Here is a 24,133-nt window from a genome sequence, read left to right as displayed (position 1 = left end):
ATGTACCAGGTAAGCTTCACCTGGTTATTCTTTTGATAAAAATCATAAGCCGGACGTTAGTAGATACAATCCAACAAAGGAGCATCAACTCAATGTCTTCGGAAAAATTATTTTACCAGGATCCATACATGCGCTCGTTTAGCGCCAGGCTATTAAAGTCTGCGAAAGACGAGGAGGGTCGTTTCTACGCGGTGCTGGATCAGACGGCTTTTTACCCGGCAGGCGGCGGGCAGCCACATGATACTGGTACGTTGAATGAGGTACCCGTATATGATGTGGCGGATATTGACGGGGAGGTACGTCATTATATTGTAGAACCTGTTGACATACATAAGGAGGTTGCAGGTGAAATCGACTGGGAGCGGCGGTTCGATCACATGCAGCAGCACACCGGACAGCATATTTTATCGGCAGCATTTGAGGAAATATTCGGCTATAAAACGGTCAGCTTTCACTTAGGAAGCGTTACCTGCTCGATAGATCTCGATACCGGGCATTTGACAGATGAGGAAGTTATGCAGGTCGAGAATGAGTCGAATGACATAATTTTGGAAAATCGTCCGGTGAAGACGAAATGGGTATCAGAAGAAGAACTTTCACGATATCAGCTCCGAAAAGAATTGTCCGTTTCAGAAAATATCCGGCTCGTCATTATTCCGGAATTTGATTATAACGGCTGCGGCGGCACCCATCCAGATTCTACAGGGCAGGTGAGTTCGCTGAAAATACTGCATTGGGAAACACATAAGCAAAAGGTGCGTGTGTATTTTGTCTGCGGGGGCAGAATCTTGAAGCAGCTGGGCGCGAAACATAAGGTCATCCAAGGTTTGACCGATACATTGAATGCCCCGCAGGAAGATTTAAACGAGACAGCGATTCGGGCGTTACAGCTGAACAAGGACCTGGAGAAAAAAGTGAACAAGCTGAAAATGGATCTGATTGGTTATGAGGCTGAGGCTTATGTCGAACAGGCAGAAGAGATACGCGGGCGAAAGGTTGTTAAAACAGTATTTGCGAATCGGCCAATGCCGGAACTGCAACAGCTGGCAAAGGCGATTGCAGCGAGTTCCGGTAACATGATCATTTTTCTGGTCAACGAAAGTCATGATAAGCTGCAGCTTGTCTGCGCGAGGGGGGATGCTGTCAGCGCTAATATGAATGATCTGGTTGAGCAGGTTCTTCCCTTGATTAATGGAAAAGGCGGCGGAAATGCTTCCGTGGCGCAGGGTGGAGGAGAAAAGGTGATGGCACCTGAAAAATTAATCGAAGCGTTGATCAATGCATTTTAGAAGCCGGGTATCACTTGGAGCTCCGGATGATTTTCCTGTCTGCGTCCCGTTGTAGACTATTTGGATTGGGTCGTTTATAATGATATTAAACTTAAGCTGTTCGCTGAAACGTCATATGACAAAGAGGAGGGGAGTTACAATGACGAATGAACAAAATGATCAGATCATGCAGGCTATAAAAGAATTGCATGAGCAAATGAATGACGGATTTGTAAAAATTGATAAACGGTTTGAAGAAGTGGATAAAAGATTTAAAGAAGTGGACAAAGGATTTGAAGAAGTGGATAAAAGATTTGATCTGATGCATCAAGAGATGAATACCAGGTTCGATGAAGTCGATAAACGATTTGATGAAATGAATGAAACGGCATATAAACTAAAGGACAGTATGGATCTCCTTGCAAAGAAAAACTTTGAAAATGAGACGGAAATTCACAGGATCAAAAAAGCGATCGGCCAGTATTAACAAGAATGCAGTCCAGAACGGGCTGTCTTTTTTGTCTTGCTTTGTGAGTATTTTTCTAAGAAAATATTTTTAACATGAGATAAATCATCGTAAGAAAAGGAGCATCGTCATGGCGAACAATCGAAAAATCATCATGGATTGCGATCCGGGACACGATGATGCGCTTGCCATCATATTAGCCGCTTCGGAAATGAGCCCACTAAAAATTGAAGCAATTACAACGGTATCAGGAAATGTCGAAGTGGAGAAAAACACACTGAATGCCTTAAAGGTATGTGATGTTCTGGACTTAGAACATACTCCTGTAGCTAAAGGTGCTGACAGACCATTAATCAAACAAAGGGAAGTGGCCGAAGAAATTCACGGTGAAACAGGTTTGGATGGTCCGGCTTTACCTGAATTACCTGCAAAAGAACCGGCAGAAGCACACGCAGTTGATGTCATCATTGATAAGGTTTTAAATTCGAATCATGATGTGACGCTGGTTGCGACAGGCCCTCTGACGAATGTTGCGTTAGCTATAAAAAAAGAGCCCGGGATTCTCTCCAAAATTCAAGAAATTGTCTTGATGGGCGGAGGCACATTCGGAAATTGGACGCCTGCTGCTGAGTTTAATATTTATGTGGATGCTGAAGCGGCAAAGATCGTTTTTGACAGCGGTGTTCCGATTACCATGTTCGGTCTGGATGTCACCCACCAGGCAATTGCTACCAGGGAACTTATGGATAGATTTGGAGACATCGGCAACCCGGTTGCCCGATTTGCAGCGGACTTGCTGGAATTCTTCTTAAAAACGAATGAAAAAGTGTTTGGACTTGAAGGCGGTCCTATACATGATGCCTGTACAATTGCTTATTTAATAAATCCGTCTCTTTTTGATTTCGAACATGTCCGTATTGATATTGAAACAAAAGGCGAATTCACGTATGGTATGACTGTTGCAGATATGTCAGGAGTCACAGGGAAACAGCCAAATGTGAAGTTTGCCCGTTTCTTAAATCGTGATGGCTTTTGGGAACTGTTTAGCGATGCACTAAAATCTTATGGTTGACTTGAGCTGTCACTGATTATGACGGTCCAATGCAATTCAACTGATTCATAGTAAGCGCAATTTCATGAAAAGAATTGCGCTTATTATATAGGATTTAGGTTTCTGGTATCGAAATGAATACCTTGAAAGTGGAAGAAACAATCAGTATTAATCTGTCGCTGTATAACCCAGCGGGGGCTATTACTGCTGTAGGGGAGGGAGGCCAGGTGTCCAAATAACTAGCTCACCGTAGATTAATATTATATGAAGGAGTTTGAAAACGGATACAAGAACGCTTGTTTGCATAACGTGAATGTGGTATATTTTATTAAGAACAACATCCCCGTTAAGTCCTCATAAAACCCAAAGGATGTGTGGGCATGACATTAACCCAATCGCTTGAGAAAACGGCTGATTTTACTGCAATTACCAAAGTAAAAGAAGATTCAAATGATTATTTCTATCATAAAGATAACAAAAAACACGGTAAAACAATTCTGCTCAAACGAATACCACTTGAAAAGCTCATGGATTTAAAGGTTGATTACGCATTTAAGCAGCTATTTGGAAACGAAAAGAATAAAGAGATTACTGTTGTATTTTTAAATGCTATTCTGCAGCGTACAGGTCGAAAACGGATAACAGATATTTCTTTCACCAATACAGAAGTAGGCGGCGAGTATTACAAAGATAAGAAATCAAGTCTGGATTTGTTAGTACTGACAAAAGATAATGAGTGGATTAATGTTGAAATCCAATTCACAAATAAATACGATATGGTTAAACGATCTTTATTTTACTGGTCCCGAATCTATAACAATTCTCTTAAGGAAGGTATGAAATATAATCAGTTGCGCCCGGTTATCGTGATTAACATCGTAAATTTTGATCTTTTCCGTCAAACAGACCTTTTTCACACGTCTTATCATTTATATGAAGATGAAAAATACTTCAAACTGACCAATGCGATGGAATTCCATTTCATTGAGATGTCAAAATTAATAAAGGATTGGAAATCGGACAAATTGGATCCGTGGAATGATATGTTAGCGCGATGGCTTATGATGCTCGGTATGGTCGATTCCAAAAATGGTGAAATCTATAATGATATTTATCGGGAATTGGAGGTGATAGCCATGAATGATGATTCGCTGCGCGAGGCCTTTGAAAACTGGGAAGAGTTGAGTATGACACAGGAACAAAGACTTGCATACGAGTCCCGACTGAAGCAAATTTTGGATGATGAATCATTTAAGCAGGACATGAAGTCGTTGGCGGAAGAGGCTGCTAAGAAAAATCATGAAGCCGAAAAAAAGAATGAGGAAGCCGAAAAAAGAATTGTGGAAGCTCAAAAAAGTATTCTTGAATCAGAAAAAAGTATTCTGGAATCAGAAAAAAGGATCCAGGAATCAGAAAAAAAGATCCAGGAATCAGAAAAAAAGATCCAGGATGCGGAAAAGAAGGAACTGGAAGCAAAGGAAAGGCTTGTGACAACTGCCCACAAGCTTCTGGCAAGGGGAATGGACATGGAGTTTGTTGCGGAGTCTACCGGTCTGTCTATGGAAAGAATTACTGAAATAAAAGATGAAATAGAAAAATAAGCCTTCACTGATTGAGGTTTCGCTTTATCAAGCCATAAACAGGAATAGGAGGAGAGATTAATTTGAAATATTATGCTGTTTTTTTACCGATGAAAGATGAAAAGAAGAGTAAGGAACTCCGTCCGCAGCATCTGGCGTTCCTAAAGCAAATGCGCGATGAGAAAAAGATATTGATGAACGGCCCATTTACAGATGGCGCTGGGGGGCTGGTAATTTACGCAGCGGACAATTTGGATGAAGCCACGTCCTATCTAAAACAGGATCCTTACATCATAAATGGCGCGAGGGACTGGGAAATTCATGAATGGGCGATGGAAACTGATGTGGAATTTGATTTTTAAGTTGAATATGCAGCATCCGCCCACGGTCCAGATCAAGCGGGCGGATTTTCGTTTTTGCTAACGTTGATAATAGCAGACAGGTTATGTGAATTATTTGATATGTCAGGAAGCACTGTATTTTGTGTATTATGGGCACAAGGGATATTTTCTGAAGGGAGACAGTGAATATGAAAATAGGTTTTATCGGATTGGGGATTATGGGGAAACCAATGAGCAAGAATTTAATCAGGGCAGGGTATGATTTGGTCATCTCAAGCAGCAATCCCGAAACGAATAGAGAGATGGAGGACCATGGTGCGGAGGTGATTGATACTTACGTTGATGTTGCTGCTAAAGCGGATGTTATCATTACGATGCTGCCGAATTCACCTGAAGTAAAAGAGGTCATACTGACAGAAGGCGGGCTAATTCAAGGTGCAAAGCCTGGGTCGGTCATCATTGATATGAGCTCGATTGCACCGATTGCCAGTCAGGAGATCGGCAAAGCATTGAAAGAAAGAGATATCGGATTTCTGGATGCCCCTGTCAGCGGTGGTGAGCCGAAAGCGATTGACGGCACGATTTCGGTGATGGCGGGTGGCGATCAGGCGACCTTTGAGACATGCCTGCCGATTATGGAAGCCATGGCCGCATCGGTCGTCAGGACGGGGGATGTGGGATCAGGCAACTCTACGAAACTGGCCAATCAGATTATCGTAGCCCTGAATATTGCGGCTGTTTCGGAGGCGCTGGTGTTAACGAAGAAAATGGGCGTTGATAATGAATTGGTGTATAATGCGATACGCGGCGGGCTGGCAGGGAGTACCGCGTTGGATGCAAAAGCCCCGAAGATGCTGGAAGGAAACTTTGATCCCGGTTTCAAAATCGATCTTCACCTGAAAGATTTGAACAATGTGATGGAAACGTCTGATGATATTGATGTGCCGCTCCCATTAACCGCTTCAATCAGAGAAACATTAAAAGCATTAACGGTTGAAGGCAATGGGGAAGATGATCATGCCGCTATCGTCAAATATTATGAACAACTGGCAAAAGTGCGTGTTTAGTTTTTCTGGACTTTCCTATGTTATGAGGTCAGGCCTTTTTGCTGCCCAGTGAGACAGAAATTTTTACCCTGGTAATTTTGTGTGATATTCTTGTCATACTGGTATTGAACGATATTCGGCTAAATTGATGGAAACTGGTGTTGGCATGAGTCATCTAAAGAAAACACTCATAAATTATCAAAAACCGATTGTTAAAATAACGACCATTACTGGGGTTCTTCTGATAATCGGATTTGCTTTATTTATTATTGAAAGCGGGTTTTTCAATAACCCGGATCGTGTACAGAACTGGGTTGAAGGATTCGGCAGTATTGCGCCTCTGGCCTTTTTGGGCCTAACCTTCGTTCAGGTTGTCATCCCGGTTTTGCCCGGCAATGTCTCAACCGTTGTCGGTGTGATGTTATTCGGTATTGGACTGGGATCCTTTCTGAATATAGTCGGCATTTTTCTCGGTTCGCTGGCCAATTTTTTATTGGCACGGCGATTCGGGCGCGGATTTGCAAGTTATTTTGTCAAACAGGAAACGTATGATAAATATATCGGCTGGGTGAATAAGGGGAAGCGGTTTGAACGGTTTTTCTGGATTTCGATGGTTTTCCCGGGATTCCCGGATGATTTTATCTGTTTAATTGCCGGGCTTACCAAACTTCCATTGAAAAAATTTATCTTTTACTTTTTGCTTTGCAAGCCGATTACGCTGTTTATTTACACGCTATTTCCGCTTTATGGTATGCATTATCTTTATGATGTATTCCAGTCGTTTTAAATTAAAAGACAGCAATAGAGCAATATTAAAAAAGCTGAAGGCCATCATGATGACGGTCTTCAGCTTTTTTAATCAATTTATTTTGCAAAGCGGTGATTGCCGATTGTTTTAATGGTCTCACGTGAGAAAATCCAATTATCGCTGCTGACTTTGTCCGGGTTATAGAAGTATAACGATCCCATACCCCGATCTCTGAAGGCAACCGCTTCATTGACAGCTTTCATGGCTTCAGCATCATATCCATTGTTAATGGCACCGTTTTTCACTGGCGAAAATGCATAGACACCGCCGGCTTTTTCATAGATGACATCTTTAACTGTGTCAGGAAACTTGCTTGAATCAACACGGTTTAAAACGACAGTCGCAACAGCAACTTTCCCTTCATACGGTTCACCTTTGGCTTCAGCGTGAACGAGCTTGGCCATCAATTCCTTATTTTCAGTAGAAACGGAATCCGGAATAGTGATGGTTTCGCCTGCTTTTAGCTGGAAACCTGAACGTTCGTTTGCAATTTGCAGGTGTGTTAATGGTAGATTATTGTCCTTGGCTATTGTGTAAAACGAGTCGCCTTCCAGTACAATATACGATTCCGCGGATGCCCCCGCCGGGAATGCGATTATACACAATATTAATGCTGTAAAAGAGAGTTTATTTAATTTATTCATTAATTCTGACCTCCTAGTTGAAAAGTTCACAACTAAGAGTCTAATCAATGTAATATAGTTTGGCATTAACCAAAAAATGGCTGCAGGAATTGGGGTTTTCTCAGCATTCTATTCATCTATGTTTTTAAGCACCAAGGGAATTATTCCCAAGAAATAAGAAGATACAGATTCTGGTTGAACCGGTAAAGAAAGGCTACTATATAACAAATCTTTACAGGTTGATTACACTTGATTTTTTATGAAAATAAAGAAAGGCGCATGACTCATTCATACGCCTTACATCCGTATTCTATCCGGCTTCATTGTCCGGATCGGTATAATTATTCAGATGCCGTTCAGAAGCGTTGATCACGACTGCTCCGGAAGCGTCCCCTGTAATGTTGACAGCGGTTCGGAACATATCCATGAAACGATCAACACCGGCAATCAATGCAATGGCTTCGAGTGGCAGGTTCAGTGTTGTCAAAACGAGTGTCAGCATGACGAGTCCCGCTCCAGGTACGCCTGCTGCACCGATTGATCCGAGTGTTCCAATAAGCACAATCATCAAGATTTGTGCAAATGACAGTTCGACACCATAAGCCTGCGCAGTAAACAGAGCAGCAACACTCAAATAAAGCGAGGTCCCATCCATGTTTATGGTCGCACCCAGCGGCAGGATGAAACTTGAAATCTTTTTTGAAACGCCGAGGTTGTCTTCAGAACTTTTGATTGTGACCGGCAGCGTTCCGGAACTGCTTTGTGTACTGAAAGCGACAAGACTTGCTGGTGCAATCCCTTTGAAGAATTTAAGCGGGTTTATTTTTGCGAATGTCTTGACGGCAAAGGAATACGTTAGCAATGCGTGTACGATACAGGCAAGTGCCACGACCGAGATCAGCTTAATGAGCGGCATTAAAACAGAGAGCCCGTATTCACCGATGATCGGTGCCAGCAAACCAAAAATACCAATCGGAATCAGTTTCATGATGACCCAGGTGATTTTGTACATAATCTCGGCAAAGCCATCGAAAAAGCGTTGTACCGGTTCGGCTTTTTTCCCGACCATGGTAATGCCGATACCGACAAAAATGGAAAAGAAGATAATTTGCAGGATATTGCCACTTGATAAGCTTTCAATCGGGTTTGTCGGGATAATGTTTAATAGAACACTGATGACACCGTCTGTTTCTGTCGCTTCAGGAACATCCCTTGAAGTCGAAATGTCGACTCCTTTTCCAGGGGTGAACAAAGCTGCAGCAATCAGACCGATGCTGACGGCCACAAAGGTTGTACTGACATAATAGAGAATCGTTTTCCCGCCGATTCTGCCAAGTGTTTCCATACTTCCGGTACTCGCCACGCCTGTAATGAGTGATGATACGATTAAAGGTATAATAATAAACTGAATAAGACGTAAAAATAAATCCCCCAATGGCTGCACAACGTCAATGCTTTGCCCGAAAATAATGCCGGCAAGGACAGCCAGTACAAAAGCGATCAGAATCTGCGACAGTAAGCTTATTTTTTTCATTCTTTGCCTCCTTTCGAAGTAGTATTAAATAAATATGTTTTGTCCAGCGAATTGAGAACCATAAGATGCATCTTTTAAGTTTGGCAGTCAAATATGTCATGATAGAAGTATTCCGATTGTGATATGAAAGGGGGATTATTGCGGGATGAAACTGAGTGTGCTGGATCAGTCTCCGATTTCGCGCGGGTCTGATCCTGAAACGGCATTGAATAATACATTAAAGCTGGCAAAAATAACTGAGGAACTTGGCTATGCACGCTATTGGGTGGCGGAACATCATAATACAAATGGGCTGGCCAGTGTCTCACCGGAAATACTGATCGCCCGGATTGCTTCGTATACAGAAAGAATACGTGTCGGTTCCGGTGGCGTTTTATTACCGCAATATAGTCCGTATAAGGTTGCAGAGAACTTTAAAATGCTCGAGGCGTTGTTTCCGGGACGGATTGATCTGGGAATTGGCCGATCACCCGGAGGTTCACAGGATACACGCATGGCGCTGACAGACGGCGTTAATAAAAGCATGCGGGAGTTTTCCCGCCAGCTGCAGGAGTTGCAGGGATTTTTACATAACACACTTGCAAAAGATCACCCTTATCGCTTGGTTAAAGCGGCACCGCGAACGAAAACCATTCCGCCCATGTGGGTGCTTGGGCTGTCGGAAAGAGGTGCTGCCAATGCCGCTGAGATTGGGGCAGGGTTTATGTTTGGACATTTCATCAACCCGGACAAGGGACAGGTTGCCATGGAATCCTACCGGGAAAACTTTCAGTCGTCATCCGACTTTGAACACCCGGTTAACTCGGTCTGCATTTTCGTCGTCTGTGCGGATACAGAAGAGGAAGCGGAAGAGCTGGCCATCAGTCAGGATAAATGGCTGGTGAACGTCGGGAAAGGTTCAGATATAAAGGTGCCATCGATTGAGGAAGTCAGAAAACGGGCATACCGGCAAGAAGAGCTTGATATCATCAGGCAAAACCGCCGCCGGGCTGTAATTGGTACACCAAAGCAAGTGAAACAAGAATTGGAGCGGCTGAGCGAATATTATCAGACCGATGAATTTATGATTATCACAAATATTTATGATTTCGATGCGAAAGTGCATTCTTACCGTTTGCTGGCTGAAGCGTTTGATTTATAGAGGTTGTTCAAAAAGTCCGGTGAAATTGGAAACTTCGAATTTCTTCGTTGGCCTTTTTATCCTCCTTTTTGATCACGCACTTATAGTTTTTTTAATGGCTTAATAGAAATAGAATTAGGCTGTTTATGTTAAAATAAATGAAAGGCTGCGAAAAAGTTAACCAGTAAAGGTGGAGTTGAATGGATAAATGGCATCTATCTCAACGATTTTATAATTTCGCCAACATGGAATGTAAGGATTCAAGTGCACTCTATGAATTCTTGTCTTTAAGAATCTCAGCAGATGATGACATACTCGAATTGTGTTCTGAAGCTCAAAACGGACAGCCGGTTCCCAATTTACTGTTTGGAGCGGTTCATTATCTTTTGTTAAAAGGCAAAGAACATCCATTAAAAGAATATTATCCAAGCCTGACAGACTCTCCAAAAAACATAGATAGCAGCACGTTTGTCTGCTTTAAGGAATTTTGCACTGCTTATAAAAATGACATTGTTTCAATTTTAAGAAATAAGCTGGTCCAGACCAATGAGGTCAGGCGTTGTGCTTATCTCTATCCGATTTTTTCTTACATATACCATAAAACAAAGAAACCTTTATCGCTTATTGAAATTGGAACGAGCGCCGGTCTTCAGCTTTTGTGGGATAAGTACAGTTATACATATGGTACTGACCAAATTTATGGCGATAAACGTTCACATGTTCATATAACTTCCGAGATCAAGGACGGGAATAATCCTCCATTACCGACCGAAAGCCCTCCTGTCGCATCAAAGATTGGATTGGACTTGGATATAAGTGATTTAAAAAATGCAGAAGATTATTTGTGGCTAAAATCACTTATTTGGCCGGAGCATCAGGATCGATTGGCATTGTTTGAAAAAGCTGTCGAACGTTTTACAGATAATCCAGTGGAACTTATTGAGGATGATGGGATAGCCCTTCTTGAAGATGTCGTGGAAACACGTCCTGAAGATACGGTTATCTGTATTTTCCATACACACGTTGCAAATCAAATACCGGAACATGCTAAGTACGAACTTTTAGGGAAGGTAAAGAAAATCGGCAGCAACAGAGATGTTTTTCATCTTTATAATAATATGTGGGACAGGAAGCTTCATCTTGATTACTATCTTGATGGGGTGGAATTTAACCAAACTATCGGAGAGACTGATGGCCATGGAAGATGGTTTGAGTGGAATATGTCTGGCACATCTATATCATAAGATTAATTCACGTTTCTTCTGTCCATCGGTTTAATATGGTCAGCCCATATCGGAATGGATAGGGTGATCGGCTATGGATTAAAATATCCATCAGAATTTAAAGATACTCATTTAGCTCGTGTTTAATACGGGAGCGAATGTACATTGTGTGAATAATCTTTTGCTGAAGCAGAGAAGCGAAGAAAACTTGTCAGTACAAACGAGAGTGAGGGGCTGCTTATTATACAAAATAGTCACTTTTTGGGAGCGGTTTCCGTTCTGATTCCTTTTGTAATAATCGTATTGAACATAAACTTTTTTGCAGGCTTGGCTGCGGCAGATAAAATACAGGGGTTGCCAATTCTAATGCCCATCATTCTTAGCCCGATCGGCGCTATCATAGGTTTGGCGACATATAGATTAAAAAAGGATAAATTATCGTTAACCGGTATTGTATTAAACATCACTTTGTTCCTATTTCCAATACTGTACCATTTAATTGGCACATTGGTATTCGGCGCGTAAAGAAGGAAAGGAGACTCTTTTATAGAAGTAAAACTGCATGATGTTTAAAAAGGAAAGAAATACAGTTCAACTTAATTCCTTTTTACTATCGGAACAGGACCGCTATTATATATTGAGAGGTTATTAGTTATGGATAGGAAATACACCGTTGTCACAATAAAGGAGCGTCCGGATTTAGCAGAAGAAATTAATAAGTTGCATAGCGCGGGATGGGCTAAATTTATGATAGAGGATCCAATAGCAGTTAAGTATTGGAACAACTTGCCTTCCTGGTTTCCTGAATTTCAGTATATTCTCTTAGATGAGGAATTTAGGTCTGTAGCTTGCGGAAATGCGATTCCTTTTAGTTGGGACGGAAATGAAAATAGCTTGCCCTCAGGATGGGATGCAGTCTTTGAAAAAGGTATATTGAATTACCAAGATAAGATACCATCTAATTCACTTTCAGCTTTAGCCATTGTCATTCATCCGGAATTCAGAGGAATGGGCCTGAGTGAGTTAATGGTCCAGGAAATGAAAGGCCTGGCCATTAAAAATAAAATTAAACGAATGGTTGCTCCTGTTCGTCCTTCATTAAAATCCAAGTATCCACTAATTCCTATGAAGGAATATATAGGTTGGGTGAGGAAAGACGGGACCCCTTTTGATCCTTGGATCAGAACACATTATAGGACAGGCGGTTCGATAATAAAAGTGGCAGAGAGATCTATGGTAATTCCAGCTCCGGTTAAAGTGTGGGAGGAGTGGACTGGTATGAGGTTGCCTTCAACAGGCAGTTATATAATAGATGATGGATTAGTGCCATTGGAAGTAGATAAGCGGGATGACAGAGGGGTGTACGTGGAACCAAACGTATGGATGAGGCATCCTTTAGATTAATATGACGATTGGCAGCGATTAAGCTAAGTAATAGAATTTAAAATTATAAAAACTTCAGGGGGATTTATATGGCATTAAAAACAGGGGATATCATTACGTTTGAACGGACTTTTACAGAAAGGGATGTTGAATTATTTACCGAAATATCAGGTGATGAAGGAAGTCATCATATAACCCCGGACGAACAGGGAAGGCTTGTGGTTCAAGGGTTATTAACGGCAACACTGCCAACAAAAATTGGCGGAGATTATAACGTCTTAGCTCGTAATATGAATTTTGAGTTTTTAAGACCTGTGTTTACGGGAGATATACTGGTTTGCGAAGTTAAAATTGAAAAATGTGAAAAAAAAGAAAATCATAGAACTGTGATTGTTGCAACCTTTTCCTGTGAAAATCAGAAAGAAAAAGAAGTATTAACAGGGGATTTTTCCGGTGTAATCCTTTAAGTCTTTTAACTTCCACAGTTATATTCAATTTACTTGCGGGGGCGATTGCCGAACAAGAGCAGTCGCTTTTTGTTTTCTTTCAATATTGAAGGAGTGCAAACTTTGAGTTATTGGGACTTATCTTATAAGAAGAAATTTCTTTGGAACTTCATACAGGTTCCTCTGGTTATCGCTTTAATAATGTGGATATTATTTTTAGATAGTTTGTCTTTGTTACTATCTGTTGTTTTTATTACAGTCCTTGTGGCCATAACGGTATCGACATTATTTTATACTTATAGTAAATGGAAAAAAGAAAAATAAAATACTGCACAATTAGTTCTTTATTGGTTTTGGTGCCATTCCCGCACTTTTTCATCCTTTGGCAGTAAAAGGGTGAGAAAGCCGAGCAGCGGTAATAGGGATGCCATAATCATCGTCGTTGTCAGGCCAAATAAATCAATAAACGACCCTAAAGCGACAGCACCGATTGCGCCCATGCCGAATGCCAGCCCGATGATCAGACCGGACATTGTACCGATTTTGCTGGGTACGAGTTCCTGCGCATACACGACTGTTACGGAAAAGCTGCTCATTAGAATGATGCCAATGACAGCCAGGAGGCCCATCGCGATAACCGGGCCAACATATGGCAAGAGAATCGTCAGCGGGCTTGCCGCAACAAGTGAGAAAAGGATAATATTTCGTCTGCCAAACCGGTCTGCTAAAGGACCGCCAATAAACGTACCAATGGCGCCTGCAGCCAGAAAGGTAAATAGATAAACTTGTGATTTGGCTATTGATACGTGATATGTTTCGATCGCATAAAAAGCGTAAAAATTTGAAATTGCTTTTGTATACCATGACCGGGCAAATACGAGGAAGACGAGAATAAAGATTGCCCCTTTAATCCCTTTGGAAACGGCCTTACTTGGTTTTGCAGCTGTCGTATGTTTTCGTTTTTTCTTATTATATTCCATTTGGCTTTTATACCATTTCGCGATATATGTCAGAAAAACAACCGCCAGTCCTGCAATCAATGTGAACCAAAGTGCCCCGATTTGCCCGAGTGGTACAAGAATAAGTGCCATGATGACAGGGGCCAGTGCTTGCCCGGAATTTCCGCCAACCTGAAAAATCGACTGGGCCAGCCCGCGTTTATTTCCTGCTGCAAGATAAACAACCCGGGACCCTTCCGGATGGAAAATGGCAGAACCCAATCCGATAAATATAACGCTGATAATGAGTAGCCAAAAATCCGGAGCGAGCGCTAAACCGAACATGCCGATCATGCTGCTTCCCAGGCCGATTGGGAGCGCAAAGGGGACAGGGTGTTTATCTGTAAATGTCCCGACGACAGGCTGCATGACGGATGCAACCATATTTATCGTAAACGTAATCAGCCCGAGCTGTGTAAAGGTCAGTCCCATGGATTTTTCGATAATGGGAAACATGGCGGGAACAACAGCCTGAAGTGAATCATTCAGCAAATGACATGTTGCGATGATAAACAGGACGCGGTATACGGTTGTGTTTTCCCTGCTTGGTGCGACGGCTTTCTTAAGTATTGCTTTTTCCATTTACAATCCTTCTTTTACAGATACTTTTAGAATGATTCCATTACGATTGAGTATAACTGAAAATTGGCGGAGAAACCATTAAACAGAACGGTGTAAAACGAAAAAATCTCGCAGCTTATATCGTTTAACAGATAAAGCTGCGAGATAGTAATTGAATTTATGCTGACCATGATAACTTCGGGGAAAAAATTGTGAACATCGGGGTTTTCCTTGTGAACATCGGGATTTTACCGATGACCTGAGCTCTAATAAGCCTTATCCCCGTTAAAAATCGAATTCTTGACGACGACATAATCGACATGACGGATTGCTTGCAGTTCTTTGCCGCCTGCATAGGAGATGGCGGATTGCAGGTCCTGTTTCATTTCGGTCAGTGTGTCGTTCAATGAGCCTTTATGCTCGACATACATTTTTTTGCCTTCAACATTTTTCTTTTCGCCTTTTTGAAATTCCGAGGCCGAGCCAAAATATTCTTTATAACGTTTGCCGTTTTCTTCAACCGTTTTGCCCGGTGATTCTTCATGGCCGGCAAATAAAGAGCCAATCATAACCATTGATGCACCGAAACGGATTGATTTGGCGATGTCGCCATGTGTGCGGATGCCTCCGTCGGCAATAATCGGTTTGCTTGCTGCTTTGGCACACCATTTCAGTGCGGCCAGCTGCCAGCCGCCGGTGCCAAATCCGGTTTTCATTTTGGTGATGCAAACCTTTCCCGGTCCGATTCCCACTTTTGTCGCGTCCGCGCCGGCATGTTCCAGTTCTCTGACTGCCTCAGGTGTCCCGACGTTTCCGGCGATGACAAAGCTTTCCGGCAGATGTTTTTTAATATATCGGATAATATTGATCACGGCTTCGGAATGACCGTGAGCAATATCAATTGTAATATATTCCGGTATCAGTTGTTTATCTGCTAATCGCTGGATGAAATCGTACTCATCGTCTTTCACGCCGACACTGATAGAAGCGATCAGCCCGTTTTCATGCATGTCACGGATGAATTCGATTCGGGTTTCCGGTTCGAAACGGTGCATCACATAGAAGTAGTTATTTTCGGCCAGGTGGCGTGCAATTCTTTCGTCAATAATTGTCTGCATGTTGGAAGGCACAACAGGCAGATTGAACGTGTGCTTGCCAAAGGTAATTGTTGTGTCACACTCAGAGCGGCTGCTCACAACACATTTGGCAGGTATTAACTGAATATCTTCATAATCAAATACATTTTCCATCGTTACACCCCTGAAAACGAATATTTTTATAAATTATAATTAAATCGTTCGTCTATTTGATAATGTACATGACTTTTATGCATATGTCAAACGGGATAAAATGTCAGACGCTATGTCGCTTTAAAATTTTTGATTTCGGGGTTGTTTTTTGTGAGTGACGTGCTATAATAGACAACAATTCAATAGCTTATTTCATATAATCGCGGGAATACGGCCTGCAAGTTTCTACCGGTTTACCATAAATGAACCGACTATGAAAGGGAGCGGAACAAATGGATGGCGCTTGAATGCTATTTGTTCATTGTTCGGATTTTCGGCATATATATCATGTTGCGGCCGGCAAAGGTCCATCATGTTATCGATAACCCGAAAAACATTGCTTTCCTCATAGTTTGAGTGGGAGCTTGTTTTTCGGGTTTTTTGTTCCTTGAAAGGAGATCGGAATGGAATCACTCAAACAAAAGATTTTAACAGAAGGAAAGGTTTTGTCCGATTCGGTCATAAAAGTGGATGCATTTCTGAATCATCAGGTCGATCCTGCTTTCATGCAATCGATTGGCGAGGAATTTGCATCACGGTTTGCAGAATTAAGCATTACGAAAATCCTGACACTTGAATCATCAGGTATTGCGCCGGCTGTCATGACAGGGTTGAGCTTGGGGGTTCCGGTGGTTTTTGCCCGGAAACGCAAATCACTCACGTTAAATGAGCATCTATATTCTGCTGAGGTTTATTCATACACCAAAAATGAATCGAATGAAATATCAATCTCTAAAGATTATATCGATAGTGATGATGTTATACTGATTATTGATGATATATTGGCGAACGGTCAGGCGGCGCTGGGAATGATTGACCTTGTTGAACAGACCAGTGCGGCGCTCAAAGGCATCGGAGTTGTGATTGAAAAAGGCTTTCAGGATGGACGCGGGAAACTTTACAGACGCGGTGTTCATGTCGAGTCACTGGCAACGATCGCGTCACTGTCTGATGGGCATGTCACATTTCAAAACAAGGAGGATGCCGTATGATGAAGACAGCTGCTTTAAGTTTCCAGCATTTATTGGCAATGTATGCCGGTGCGATTTTAGTGCCGCTGATTGTCGGGGAAGCGCTTGGTTTAACATCGGAGGAGTTAACGTATCTCGTTGCCATTGATATCCTGATGTGCGGAGTGGCGACAATTTTGCAGGTCATGCGCAATCGCTATTTCGGGATTGGTCTGCCGGTTGTGCTCGGCTGTACGTTTACGGCAGTGGGACCGATGATCGCGATTGGCGGTGAATTTGGGATAACCGCCATATACGGCTCGATTATCATTTCCGGTATATTTGTTCTTGCTATCAGCCGCTTCTTTGGCAAGTTGGTCCGGTTTTTCCCGCCAATTGTGACTGGAACTGTTGTAACCATTATAGGAATCACTTTAATCCCTGTTGCCATCAATAATATGGGTGGGGGAGAAGGTGCCGCTGATTTCGGTTCGGCTGCAAATCTATCACTCGCGTTTGGCACGTTATTGTTTATTATATTGCTTTACCGGTTCACAAAAGGATTTGTCCGATCCATTTCAATCCTGATCGGTTTGACAGCTGGCACGGTTACGGCTGCGTTTATGGGAAAAGTTGATTTTTCCGCTGTCGGGGAAGCATCTTTCTTTCACATGGTACATCCCCTTTATTTCGGGGCACCGACGTTTGAATGGTCCGCTATTATTACGATGATTTTGGTGGCAATGGTTTCTTTGGTCGAGTCAACGGGTGTTTATTTCGCGCTTGGTGATATGACCGATAAGGATTTGAAGGAAGAGGACCTTTCCAACGGATATCGCGCAGAAGGTCTGGCGGTGTTGCTCGGCGGGATTTTCAATGCCTTTCCGTATACCGCATTCTCGCAAAATGTTGGTCTGATGCAACTGACAGGTGTTAAATCAGTCAGAGTTATCTTCGTTACCGGGCTCATGCTGGTCACACTCGGATTTATTCCCAAGATTGCAGCTGTGACAACGATTATTCCAACAGCTGTCCTGGGAGGAGCCATGGTTGCGATGTTCGGAATGGTTATCTCGCAGGGGATTAAAATGCTGAGCGGTGTCATCTCGGAATCACCCGGAAACTCGATGATTGTTGCATGTTCGGTTGGAATGGGCATGGGTGTCACCGCTGTCCCCGAATTATTTGCGCAGTTCCCGTCAGGCATTCAAATTTTGACGAGTAATGGCATCGTGGCAGGCAGTGTGACGGCGATTGCCCTGAATATCGTATTCAATATGACTCCCGTGAAGGCCAAGAACCGGCCTTCCGCAGTCCATCAGGAAAGTGCGTGAGCGATATAAGATTAAGGGAAACAGTGCTCCTTTGTTACGAGGTGCGCTGTTTTTTATGCAGTCAAAAGGAATCATGGTGAATATCGGCGGAAGAAGCCAGGAATCTGCAGAAGAAAAATTAAATCAACGGAAGAATGATGTTATCAACAGATGGGCGATCATATCAACAGAAGAGAAAATTTATCTGCAGAAGATAGGATAAATCTCTAGAAGGATAAAAGAATCTTTGGAAAAGCATCTACACTGATTTGTTTTGAACGATTGATATATGAAAAAAGCAGCCTTTTAAAATATCTTTGCAGTTTAAAGCGAGATGGATTAAAACCGATAATCTTTTTAAAAAATTTTATAAATATACACTTGACATTATAATTATACATTCTATAATAGGGAGAAATAAAAAAATTTGGAAGGTGAACGTGTCATATGAAAGCAGCGATTGTCGGCGCAACCGGATATGGAGGAGCAGAGCTTATTCGCATTTTACAGCAGCATCCCGAAGTCACTCTTCAGTCATATCATTCGTCAAGCTACAAGGGTGACTCAATGGCGGACAGATATCCGCATTTTCAGGCCGTGTCCGAGGAGAATCTCGAAGGCATCGATCCTGAACAAATTGCCCGTGATGCTGACGTGGTTTTTATGGCCACTCCATCCGGTGTATCTTCGGAACTCGTGCCAGCGTTCATCAAAGAAGGCGCTCGTGTTATTGATTTATCGGGTGACTTCCGGCTGAAAGATACGCGTCAGTATGAACAGTGGTATAAGAAGAAGGCACCTGCTGGGACAGTTCTTGAGAGTGCTGTTTACGGGCTGACTGAATGGCTGGAGACTGATGTGACAGAAACGCAGCTGGTATCCAATCCCGGCTGTTATCCGACGGCAGCATTGCTGGGGCTGGCGCCGCTGGTGAAAAATCAGATAATCGATCCACATTCGATTATCATTGATGCGAAGACCGGGGTCAGCGGTGCAGGGAAAAACCCCACATCCGTTACGCATTTTACGGAGATGAGCGATAATCTTAAAGTATACAAAGTCCTTGAACATCAGCATACACCGGAGATTGAACAGGTTCTTGCCGGGTGGAATTCGAATACAGGACCGGTCACATTCGGCACACACCTTGTCCCGATGATCCGCGGTATTATGACGACGATTTATGCAGACGCACCAGAGGGTATAACGGCAGCGAAACTATCGGACTTATACAAAGAAAGTTACAAGGACAGCTATTTTGTCAGAGTCAGAGACCAGGGTACATACCCAGGCACGAAAGAAGTTTACGGCTCTAATTTTTGCGATGTGTCGCTGGCGCTTGATGAGCGGACAAATCGGATCATGATTGTTTCGGTAATTGATAATCTTGTAAAAGGTGCTTCAGGGCAGGCTGTGCAAAACATGAACCGGATGTTCGGCATCGATGAAAAAGCAGGATTGGCATTTGCACCTGTCTATCCATAATTCAGCGGGATGGTTATTCCCGCTGAATATTGGTTGAATAGAACCGGGCATATACTGCCAGGAACTTGCGGAATAAAATCCATGAAAGGAGGAGAAACAATGGTGCTGACTAAGGAAAGCAGCATTAAAAAAATGGAAAAGGGGACGATTGTGACACCGGCGGGATTTCAAGCATCAGGAATGCATACAGGAGTGAAACGGAAACGAAATGACTTGGGGATGATTTATTGTGACGTCCCCGCAAGTGCTGCTGCGTTGTATACACAAAACATTATTCAGGCAGCACCATTGCACGTGACAAAAGAGAGCATCGCCGAAGAAGGCAAACTTCAGGCTGTGATTGTTAATAGCGGTAACGCCAATGCCTGTACTGGGAAACAGGGCAAAAAGGATGCGTATACGATGCGCCGGTCTGCGGCGGAGCAACTGTCATTGCCGGAGCATACGGTTGCTGTTTCCTCAACCGGCGTCATCGGCCTTGACATGCCGATGGATTATATTATTCCGAATATCAAAAACCTTCATCTGGCAATGGATGAAAAAGCAGCAGCAGCGTTTAACGAATCGATTTTGACGACGGATACCGGTTCAAAGTCTGCGTGCCACCAGGCAGTCATCGATGGGCAGACGGTGACAATGGCTGGTTCGGCAAAAGGTTCCGGCATGATCGAGCCGAATATGGGTACGATGCTCGCGTTTGTGACCACTGACGCGGCGATTGAATCCGATATGCTACACCTGGCCTTGAAAGAGGTGACGGCTAAGACATTCAACTGCATAACGGTGGATGGCGACACATCAACCAATGATATGGTACTCACAATGGCCAGTGGAAAAGCAGAAAATGAAAGCCTGACACCGGCGCACGACGATTGGGAGACTTTTACCGGGCTATTGCAGCATACGTGTGAAGATCTGGCAAAAATGATTGCACGTGATGGTGAAGGGGCAACGAAGTTAATCGAAGTTGAGGTTAACGGGGCAAATGATGACGACGAAGCAGTAAAAGCGGCCAAAACAATTGTCGGTTCTTCGCTTGTGAAAACAGCTGTTTACGGGGCGGATCCCAATTGGGGCAGAATCATTGCAGCTGTTGGGCGAAGCGGTGTAAATGCAGATGCCGGAACGATTGATGTGTCGCTTGGGTCGATTCCGCTCATGGAAAACAGTCAGCCGCTCGCGTTTTCCGAAACAGAAGCCTCTGATTATTTGATGAATGATGACATCATCATCACGGTTAACTTGAACGTCGGCAACGGCTGCGGCAAAGCATGGGGATGTGATTTGACGTATGATTATGTACGCATCAACGCTAGCTACCGGACATGAGGAGGGGTGATCATGACTGAAATTGCTGTAATCAAATGCGGCGGCAGTATTATTGACAGCTTGTCAGACCGGTTTTTTGAAAACATCCGGCAGCTGCAGCGAAATGACGTGAAACCGATTATCGTCCACGGCGGCGGACCGGCGATTAAACTCATGCTGGAAAAACTCGATGTGCCGTTTACATTTATTGATGGACTCAGAACAACTTCTGCTAAAGCGATGGATGTTGTGGAGATGGTGCTCTCCGGCCATGTTAACAATGCCATAACACGGCAAATGAATGCGTCAGGTATTCAGGCAGCAGGTGTTTCCGGGTCTGATGCCAATCTGATCACCTGTGTCCCAAAAGACTTTCAGACATATGGCTATGTCGGTAACGTTGTGGGTGTAAATGCAGCATTTTTGGCGAGCCTGCTTGAACAAAATATCGTACCGGTGGTTGCTCCGATTGCTGTTGGAAAAAATGGTGACAGTTATAACGTGAATGCCGATACAGCTGCAAGTAGCGTAGCAGAAGCGATGAATGCCGGGAAGCTGATTTTTGTGACGGATGTGCCGGGGATTATGCAGGACGGCGGATTGATTCCTTCAGCAACCGAAACTCAAATAGAGGGGCTTATCGCACAGGGTACTATTCATGGAGGGATGATTCCAAAAGTGAAAGCGGCGCTTGCCTGTTTAAATGACGGCTTGCAAAACGTCATGATTGCTGATGCGAACCAGGTTATCAGTAATACCGGATTTACTGGCACATTGATTAAACGATCAGAGGAGGCTGTAATGCATGACAGGACTTTTTCCAACATATAAACGTTTTAATCTGGCAGTCGAGCAAGCTTCAGGGACCACTGTGGAAGACACAGACGGCAAAAGGTATCTGGACTTTGGGGCAGGCATAGGCGTCTGCAGCCTTGGGCACCGGCATCCGGCTGTTCAACAGGCGCTGGAAAGCCAGCTCAACGCCTATTGGCATGTATCGAATTTATACCATAATCCAATCCAGGAAAAAGTGGCGGACTTACTTACTCAGCAAAGTTCGGGTGACCAGGTGTTCTTCTGCAACAGCGGAACGGAAGCGAATGAAGCGGCTATCAAATTGGCCCGCAAAGCAACCGGCAAGCATAAAATCATTTCATTCAATCAGTCATTTCACGGGCGCACCCTCGGAGCCATGGCAGCAACCGGCCAGGAAAAAATCCACGCTGGATTTGGCCCCATGCTGGAGACATTTCAGTATGTGCCATTCAATGACATCGAGGCCGTTAAACAGGCTCTGGACGGTGAAACGGCCGCCGTTATGCTGGAGATGATCCAGGGTGAAGGTGGCATCAATATAGCCGATCCTGATTTTGTGCAGGAACTGGCAGAGGTTTGCCGGGATCATCATGTGCTGTTAATTGTCGATGAAGTGCAGACAGGCATCGGACGGACAGGAAAGCCGTTTGCATATCAGCATTACGGGATCTCACCAGATATTATCACGTCCGCTAAAGGGCTGGCCGGTGGTATTCCGGTTGGGGCCATGCTTGCTAAAGAAGCCCTCCGCGACAGTTTCGGTCCGGGGAGTCACGCGGCGACATTCGGCGGCAATCCGCTTGCTATGGCAGCGGCAGAAGCCGTGCTGGAACATGTTTTTCAGGAGGAGTTTTTACAGGAAATAACGGAAAAAAGCGACTATTTGATGGAGCGGCTGAACACATCGATCGCTCCTTTATCCCTTGTTTCTTCAATCCGCGGCAAAGGTCTGATGATTGGGATTGAATGCTCACAGAATGTCTCGCATCTGGTTGAATCGCTGATCGAAAAAGGCTTGCTCGTTTTAAGCGCGGGTCCACATGTTCTCCGTCTGCTGCCGCCGCTGACAGTGAGCAGAGAAGAAATCGATAAAGCCGTGGACTTAATGAGTGATGTTCTGACAGACGAAAAAGCATCTACTCACTGACTAAAAGCTCCTCCTTCTTTCTTTAACGAAGAGAGGAGCTTTTGTCATACCGTTTCAAAACCAAATACAGCATCATACAATGCTCAAAATCTTTAATATTGACTGATGTGATCGCCTCAATTTTCTTCAGCCGGTAAATTAGCGTGTTTCGGTGAATGTAAAGCTCTTTAGCTGCCTGGCTGATATTCATCTTATTCTGGCAGTAAACCATGAAGTTTTGCATAAGTTCGGAAAAATCCTTGTCTGCAAAGAGTGGTCTCAGCCGGAACATGATTTTATCCTGAAAATGGGCATCAATTTGATGCGGCAATAGTGCTTTTATAATGTCCCAGCTGTGAAACGTATAGATTCTTGGTGATATATCGAGCTGCCTGCCAAATTTGATCAGGCTTTCCGCTTCCTGGTATGATTCGCTGATTCGGTCTATGGTATGGCACAGTTTCCCTGCGGCGATCGAAATATTTGTAATCTGATAAGTTTTAAACATGTCGGTCAGATAAGAGCTCTGCTCGATAAAATATTCCAATGCAGCCATGTAATTGTGTTCTGATTGGACAGGTTTCAGGAGAATTATTTTTTCAGTATTCAAAAACGTGCAGATGGCGTTATGATAACTGTCGAAAGCTTTCTGTGTGCAATGCAGCATTTGTTCTTTCAGTTGTCCGATAGGTGTTTTATTCTGAACACTGCTGATGAGTGAATCACCGATATCAACGACAATACAAAAACGTTTTGTGTAAAATGATAGATCCAGCATTTTACAATATTGCTCAACTCTAACCTGATTGGTTTTATCATTTAACAAGATATACTGGGCAAATGTCTCCAGTGTTTTGGTTTCCAGATCTTCCAGCTGCTTATCAAATGTTTCATGCCATCTCATTTCGACGTACTTGCTGATCAGCTGTGCATATGGTTCGACCTGCGCCGGAGGTCCGATAATCCCAAGGACGCCAATCGTTGACGAATCAAATGTCACTGGCATGGCGACACCGGGGAAGACGTTAGGCTGATTGTTCACTTTTTCTTCGTCAAATAACAAATAAGTATTTTTCTCCAATACTTCTTTTGATGGTTCATGCAGCGTACCAATCCGTTCAGGGAGTGATGACCCGATGATATAGCCTTGTTCATCACTGAAACTGATATGAAATGGCAGAACATTTGAAACCGTTTTCACAACCTTTTGTGCAATTTGCACGAAATCCTCGATGCCCCTCACACCCTTAATTACAGTATTTAATTCCAATTAGAATTATATCATAATTCCAATAATTATGTTAATCCTTTATAATCTTGTGCATGTTAACTATAGCCATTTATACGCGTTATACGTTATAAATAAATATAATATTAAGAATAGTTACGAATCTGGAT

At 43.3% G+C, this 24,133-nt stretch carries 24 protein-coding genes, 1 pseudogene and 1 riboswitch; of the genes and pseudogenes, 20 read left to right on the top strand and 5 right to left on the bottom strand.

Annotation, left to right across the window (positions count from 1 at the left end; translation table 11 throughout):
- From VK097_RS11470 to VK097_RS11440, 7 genes are all read left to right on the top strand, one after another.
- Nucleotides 1-1,289 (top strand): alanyl-tRNA editing protein (locus VK097_RS11470; protein WP_324211940.1); only part of this gene is annotated, 1,289 nt, incomplete at its 5' end.
- A gap of 139 nt (nt 1,290-1,428) precedes the next feature.
- On the top strand, nt 1,429-1,755 hold the full coding sequence (locus VK097_RS11465; RefSeq protein ID WP_324211939.1) for a hypothetical protein: 327 nt from the start codon (nt 1,429-1,431) through the stop codon (nt 1,753-1,755).
- Between the two features lie 109 nt (nt 1,756-1,864).
- Nucleotides 1,865-2,806 carry a nucleoside hydrolase gene (locus tag VK097_RS11460; RefSeq protein WP_324211938.1) on the top strand — a complete coding sequence of 314 codons (942 nt, stop codon included), beginning with the start codon at nt 1,865-1,867 and terminating at the stop codon, nt 2,804-2,806.
- 359 nt (nt 2,807-3,165) lie between these two features.
- A complete protein-coding gene (locus VK097_RS11455; RefSeq protein ID WP_324211937.1) occupies nt 3,166-4,386 on the top strand; it encodes an Rpn family recombination-promoting nuclease/putative transposase in 1,221 nt (406 codons plus the stop codon).
- Nucleotides 4,387-4,448: 62 nt separating this feature from the next.
- Nucleotides 4,449-4,727 carry a YciI family protein gene (locus VK097_RS11450; protein WP_324211936.1) on the top strand — a complete coding sequence of 93 codons (279 nt, stop codon included), beginning with the start codon at nt 4,449-4,451 and terminating at the stop codon, nt 4,725-4,727.
- Between the two features lie 167 nt (nt 4,728-4,894).
- Entirely contained in the window at nt 4,895-5,773 is an 879-nt protein-coding gene (gene garR / locus VK097_RS11445) for a 2-hydroxy-3-oxopropionate reductase (protein ID WP_324211935.1), read from the top strand.
- Between the two features lie 145 nt (nt 5,774-5,918).
- Nucleotides 5,919-6,539 carry a TVP38/TMEM64 family protein gene (locus VK097_RS11440; protein ID WP_324211934.1) on the top strand — a complete coding sequence of 207 codons (621 nt, stop codon included), beginning with the start codon at nt 5,919-5,921 and terminating at the stop codon, nt 6,537-6,539.
- A 77-nt stretch (nt 6,540-6,616) separates the two neighbouring features.
- On the opposite strand, the gene VK097_RS11435 is transcribed toward VK097_RS11440, so the two are convergent.
- Together VK097_RS11435 and VK097_RS11430 are read right to left on the bottom strand one after the other, a co-directional pair.
- Nucleotides 6,617-7,204, bottom strand: a complete 588-nt coding sequence (locus VK097_RS11435; protein WP_324211933.1) for a cell wall hydrolase — start codon at nt 7,202-7,204, stop codon at nt 6,617-6,619.
- A gap of 289 nt (nt 7,205-7,493) precedes the next feature.
- Complete coding sequence (locus VK097_RS11430; RefSeq protein WP_324211932.1) at nt 7,494-8,717, bottom strand: dicarboxylate/amino acid:cation symporter; 1,224 nt, start codon at nt 8,715-8,717, stop codon at nt 7,494-7,496.
- A 145-nt stretch (nt 8,718-8,862) separates the two neighbouring features.
- Here VK097_RS11430 and VK097_RS11425 point away from each other — a divergent pair, with 145 nt between their 5' ends.
- From VK097_RS11425 to VK097_RS11400, 6 genes and pseudogenes are all read left to right on the top strand, one after another.
- Nucleotides 8,863-9,858, top strand: a complete 996-nt coding sequence (locus VK097_RS11425; protein ID WP_324211931.1) for an LLM class flavin-dependent oxidoreductase — start codon at nt 8,863-8,865, stop codon at nt 9,856-9,858.
- A gap of 179 nt (nt 9,859-10,037) precedes the next feature.
- Nucleotides 10,038-11,081 carry a DUF2332 domain-containing protein gene (locus VK097_RS11420; protein WP_324211930.1) on the top strand — a complete coding sequence of 348 codons (1,044 nt, stop codon included), beginning with the start codon at nt 10,038-10,040 and terminating at the stop codon, nt 11,079-11,081.
- Nucleotides 11,082-11,096: 15 nt separating this feature from the next.
- A pseudogene (locus VK097_RS11415) lies at nt 11,097-11,207 on the top strand (DUF4260 family protein); the annotation flags it as partial.
- 114 nt (nt 11,208-11,321) lie between these two features.
- Entirely contained in the window at nt 11,322-11,585 is a 264-nt protein-coding gene (locus VK097_RS15540) for a YnaG family membrane protein (RefSeq protein WP_491713045.1), read from the top strand.
- Nucleotides 11,586-11,714: 129 nt separating this feature from the next.
- Entirely contained in the window at nt 11,715-12,464 is a 750-nt protein-coding gene (locus VK097_RS11405; protein WP_324211928.1) for a GNAT family protein, read from the top strand.
- A gap of 68 nt (nt 12,465-12,532) precedes the next feature.
- On the top strand, nt 12,533-12,910 hold the full coding sequence (locus tag VK097_RS11400) for a hotdog domain-containing protein (protein WP_324211927.1): 378 nt from the start codon (nt 12,533-12,535) through the stop codon (nt 12,908-12,910).
- 323 nt (nt 12,911-13,233) lie between these two features.
- Here VK097_RS11400 and VK097_RS11395 read toward each other — a convergent pair whose 3' ends face one another.
- Both VK097_RS11395 and guaC read right to left on the bottom strand, forming a co-directional pair.
- Nucleotides 13,234-14,469: an MFS transporter gene (locus VK097_RS11395; RefSeq protein ID WP_324211926.1), complete on the bottom strand. Its 1,236-nt coding sequence runs from the start codon at nt 14,467-14,469 to the stop codon at nt 13,234-13,236.
- Between the two features lie 245 nt (nt 14,470-14,714).
- Nucleotides 14,715-15,698, bottom strand: a complete 984-nt coding sequence (guaC, locus tag VK097_RS11390) for a GMP reductase (RefSeq protein WP_324211925.1) — start codon at nt 15,696-15,698, stop codon at nt 14,715-14,717.
- 172 nt (nt 15,699-15,870) lie between these two features.
- A riboswitch (purine riboswitch) is annotated at nt 15,871-15,972 on the top strand.
- Nucleotides 15,973-16,141: 169 nt separating this feature from the next.
- Here guaC and VK097_RS11385 point away from each other — a divergent pair.
- From VK097_RS11385 to argD, 7 genes are all read left to right on the top strand, one after another.
- On the top strand, nt 16,142-16,729 hold the full coding sequence (locus VK097_RS11385; RefSeq protein WP_324211924.1) for a xanthine phosphoribosyltransferase: 588 nt from the start codon (nt 16,142-16,144) through the stop codon (nt 16,727-16,729).
- The gene (locus tag VK097_RS11380; RefSeq protein WP_324211941.1) at nt 16,729-18,021 is read left to right on the top strand and encodes a nucleobase:cation symporter-2 family protein; all 1,293 of its coding nucleotides are present in this window, start codon (nt 16,729-16,731) and stop codon (nt 18,019-18,021) included. The genes VK097_RS11385 and VK097_RS11380 overlap by 1 nt, the downstream gene beginning before the upstream one ends.
- A 55-nt stretch (nt 18,022-18,076) precedes the next feature.
- Nucleotides 18,077-18,223: a hypothetical protein gene (locus tag VK097_RS11375; protein WP_324211923.1), complete on the top strand. Its 147-nt coding sequence runs from the start codon at nt 18,077-18,079 to the stop codon at nt 18,221-18,223.
- 224 nt (nt 18,224-18,447) lie between these two features.
- Nucleotides 18,448-19,485, top strand: coding sequence for an N-acetyl-gamma-glutamyl-phosphate reductase (argC, locus tag VK097_RS11370; protein ID WP_324211922.1), 1,038 nt, complete (start codon nt 18,448-18,450; stop codon nt 19,483-19,485).
- A gap of 99 nt (nt 19,486-19,584) precedes the next feature.
- Complete coding sequence (gene argJ, locus VK097_RS11365) at nt 19,585-20,814, top strand: bifunctional glutamate N-acetyltransferase/amino-acid acetyltransferase ArgJ (protein ID WP_324211921.1); 1,230 nt, start codon at nt 19,585-19,587, stop codon at nt 20,812-20,814.
- A 12-nt stretch (nt 20,815-20,826) separates the two neighbouring features.
- Nucleotides 20,827-21,624 (top strand): acetylglutamate kinase, encoded by a 798-nt coding sequence (gene argB, locus VK097_RS11360; RefSeq protein WP_324211920.1) that lies wholly within the window; start codon nt 20,827-20,829, stop codon nt 21,622-21,624.
- A complete protein-coding gene (argD, locus tag VK097_RS11355) occupies nt 21,599-22,756 on the top strand; it encodes an acetylornithine transaminase (RefSeq protein WP_324211919.1) in 1,158 nt (385 codons plus the stop codon). The genes argB and argD overlap by 26 nt, the downstream gene beginning before the upstream one ends.
- A gap of 22 nt (nt 22,757-22,778) precedes the next feature.
- Here argD and VK097_RS11350 read toward each other — a convergent pair whose 3' ends face one another.
- Nucleotides 22,779-23,957 (bottom strand): CdaR family transcriptional regulator, encoded by a 1,179-nt coding sequence (locus VK097_RS11350; protein WP_324211918.1) that lies wholly within the window; start codon nt 23,955-23,957, stop codon nt 22,779-22,781.
- Between the last annotated feature and the right edge of the window lie 176 nt (nt 23,958-24,133).

It is taken from the genome of Lentibacillus sp. (genome assembly GCF_035301675.1).
In the GTDB taxonomy this organism is placed as follows: Bacteria; Bacillota; Bacilli; order Bacillales; family Amphibacillaceae; genus Lentibacillus.
This window is presented reverse-complemented; position numbering and strand designations above follow the sequence as displayed.